Raw genomic sequence first — 2,702 nt, 5'->3', positions numbered from 1 at the left:
CGGGAAGAACCGGCCGACCTCCAGCAGCAGGTCATCCAGCTGCCCGGCCCACTCCTCCGCCCACTCCCGGTCCGACACCGTGGCCACAACATCCAGTAACTCGACCTGCATACAGGCCAGTTACCCGACCAACGAGATCGACGAACTACGACACCGACCATGATCTACAACTGAAGGGTCAAGTACTGCAGCCGGAGTTCGGCTTGCCTCGCCGAGGGCGGGGACGCTCCTCGCGGCCGTCCTGACCGCCTGTTCCTCCAACTCCGACACCGGCAAGGCGACGGACGACGACCTCACGGTCAGCCACGTCCACGGCCTGGGCATCGACCCGGCCGACGGACGCCTGTACGTCGCCACCCACGAGGGCGTCATCGCCGTATCCGAAAACGGCACGGCCAAGCGGGTCGGAGACAAGGCCGACTACATGGGCTTCACCGTCATCGGCGCCAGGACCTTCCTCGGCAGCGGTCACCCCACAGAGGGAACCGACGGCGACGCCAACCGCGGCCTGATCGAGTCCACCGACTCCGGCAAGACTTGGAAGACCCTCTCCCTCGGCGGCACCACCGACTTCCACGCCCTGAAGAGGACCCGGATCTGCTGCTGGCGACCACCGAGGCAGGCGTCGCCAAGAGCACGGACGGTGGCCAGAAGTTCGGCGACGGTTCGGGACAGGTCCTGGCCTTCCTGTCCTGGCCCAAGGAAGACGCGCTGTACGGCTTCGACCTCGCCGGCGGCCTGCACCGCAGCACCGACAACGGCGCCACCTGGAAGAAGACCGGCACCGTCCCCGGCGGACAGCCCCAGGCCCTGACCGCCGTCGACGCTAACCACATCTTGGCCGCCACCCAGAACGGCGTCTACGAATCCCGGGACGGCGGCAAGACCTTCACCGAGCGACTGCCGATATCCGCAGGCGAAAGTCACTGAACAACCCCGCTCCAGGCTCAGTTCAGCGAGGAGACCACCGCAGAGCCCTACCCCGCGGTGGACCGCCAGGCCAATTCCTGCCTGTAGAGGCGGCGCAGGACTTCGGGTGGCCGGTGGTAGCAGAAGACGGACGCCCCGGTGCCGACGACCGCCGGGGTGTCCACGAACAGCGGCAGCTCGGCCAGGAAGCACCGTACCGCGCACTCCACTTCTTCCGCATGGAGGTGCCCGAAGACCGCACTGGCCTCGAGCTCGGCCCAACCCCACACCCGCTTCGTGGTCGATCCCGAGCACATCGAGCGCGGTACGGATTTTGTTCCGCGTGTACTGCCCCTGCCGCCGTGCCTTCCACGCCGCCTTCTCCGCCGGACAGCCGAGTGCCTCGAAGGTGTACGCGCTCGGCGGTCAAGGCCGCATAGCGGCCGTCGGGAGGCGGGTCTGGGATCGGATCACCGATCCCAGACCCGCCTGTTGGTCAGGCCCGGCGGCGTCGTTTCTCCTCGGTCTGCGCGAGCCGGAAGCTGTAGGTGCCGGTCTCGATGATGTGCGCGTTGAAGGTGACCCGGTCCACGATCGCCGCGCAGACCAGGGGCCTGGAGGCATGGGGCGGCGAGGAAACGGCCGACGGGCCCTGGAGGGGACCATACGCCTCCTGCCCAGCGAGGCCGTTCGTCACCGACACTGGGGACAGGAGCTCCGCATCAGCCGAGGGAAGGTGATCAGGGTGATGTGGTACGACGGCTGGGGATGGGGCGCCTGGTTCCTCATGCTCGTGATCATGGTGCTGTTCTGGGCCGTGGTGATTGCTGCGGTCATCGCACTCGTCCGCTGCTTCATGCCTACCCACCGCGGCCACCAGCCCGGCCCGCCTTCCGCATCCGGTGAACCGGGGTGGGGCAGCAGGCGAGCGGAAGACCTGCTCGCCGAGCGGTTCGCCCGCGGGGAGATCGATGACGAGGAGTACAAACGCCGCCTGGCGCTGCTGCGGGAGCACCGGTGAATGGGCAGCGGCGCTGCGGGGTGTGGCTGGTCATCGCCAGTGCGATCGCCGCGTTGGTCCTGGGCGTGGCCACGACGATCTCGCTCGCCGCCACCGGCGCCTTCCGCGGCTCCGCCCCGGCCGGCTGGACGGGGCCGGGCGCACGGTGCAGCCCGCCCTCGCTGGCCGGCCAGGTGGTTGATGTGACCGTCGGCGACATGGACGGGATGATGCCCGGAATGATGGGCAACCCCCGCGGACACGTCCCGCCACACGGCGGGCCCGGCGGGCACGGCATGGGCATGATGTGGCTGCGCGTTGCGCCGAGCACGGTTCACGCCGGCACCGTGTCGCTGCGGGTGGTCAACTCCGGAGCCCTCACCCACGAGGTCGTCGTGCTGCCGCTGCGGGCCGGCCAGGTCATGGGCGAACGGCCGGTCGGCTCGGACGGGAACGTCAGCGAGGCGGGCAGCCTGGGCGAAGCCTCGCGCAGCTGCCGCGGCGGCGCAGGCGACGGCATCACCTCCGGCGCGACCGACTGGACCACCCTGACCCTCCACCCCGGCCGCTACGAACTGGTCTGCAACATGCCCGGCCACTACGCAGCCGGCATGTACGACGAACTCGACGTCGCCAGCCGGTAGGGCGCGCTCGACGGTCAGCCGCTCGGGTGGACGCTCACTCCTTATCAACTGCTTGGCACTAGTAGTACTTCGTTAGGTTGGTTTGATCTTGGGTGCCGAGTCCGGCAGGCTGCCCGTGTGGACTTGGGGGAGATCGAGCAACTCCGGGG

The 2,702-nt window shown here is 68.9% G+C and carries 5 protein-coding genes; 3 read left to right on the top strand and 2 right to left on the bottom strand.

What is annotated here, in order from left to right:
- Positions 1-537: 537 nt before the first annotated feature.
- Complete coding sequence (locus ACIQFZ_RS43350) at positions 538-930, top strand: WD40/YVTN/BNR-like repeat-containing protein (RefSeq protein ID WP_383061497.1); 393 nt, start codon at positions 538-540, stop codon at positions 928-930.
- Between the two features lie 47 nt (positions 931-977).
- On the opposite strand, the gene ACIQFZ_RS43345 is transcribed toward ACIQFZ_RS43350, so the two are convergent.
- Positions 978-1,226: a tRNA-dependent cyclodipeptide synthase gene (locus tag ACIQFZ_RS43345; RefSeq protein WP_402693991.1), complete on the bottom strand. Its 249-nt coding sequence runs from the start codon at positions 1,224-1,226 to the stop codon at positions 978-980.
- A gap of 179 nt (positions 1,227-1,405) precedes the next feature.
- A complete protein-coding gene (locus tag ACIQFZ_RS43340; RefSeq protein ID WP_402693990.1) occupies positions 1,406-1,606 on the bottom strand; it encodes a hypothetical protein in 201 nt (66 codons plus the stop codon).
- Positions 1,607-1,657: 51 nt separating this feature from the next.
- Here ACIQFZ_RS43340 and ACIQFZ_RS43335 point away from each other — a divergent pair, with 51 nt between their 5' ends.
- Both ACIQFZ_RS43335 and ACIQFZ_RS43330 read left to right on the top strand, forming a co-directional pair.
- A complete protein-coding gene (locus ACIQFZ_RS43335) occupies positions 1,658-1,930 on the top strand; it encodes an SHOCT domain-containing protein (protein WP_383061500.1) in 273 nt (90 codons plus the stop codon).
- Positions 1,927-2,553, top strand: coding sequence for a sulfocyanin-like copper-binding protein (locus tag ACIQFZ_RS43330; RefSeq protein WP_383061494.1), 627 nt, complete (start codon positions 1,927-1,929; stop codon positions 2,551-2,553). Before ACIQFZ_RS43335 ends, ACIQFZ_RS43330 begins: the two co-directional genes overlap by 4 nt.
- Positions 2,554-2,702: the final 149 nt, after the last annotated feature.

This window comes from Streptomyces sp. NPDC093064 (assembly GCF_044754605.1).
Taxonomy (GTDB): Bacteria; Actinomycetota; Actinomycetes; order Streptomycetales; family Streptomycetaceae; genus Streptomyces.
Note: the sequence above shows the minus strand (reverse complement) of the source record. Positions and strands in the feature narration are given on the sequence as shown.

Coding starts and splice junctions, on each gene's coding strand:
- ACIQFZ_RS43345 (WP_402693991.1), bottom strand. CDS start 1,226: ATGTGCTCGGGATCGACCACGAAGCGGGTGTGGGGTTGGGCCGAGCTC.
- ACIQFZ_RS43335 (WP_383061500.1), top strand. CDS start 1,658: ATGTGGTACGACGGCTGGGGATGGGGCGCCTGGTTCCTCATGCTCGTG.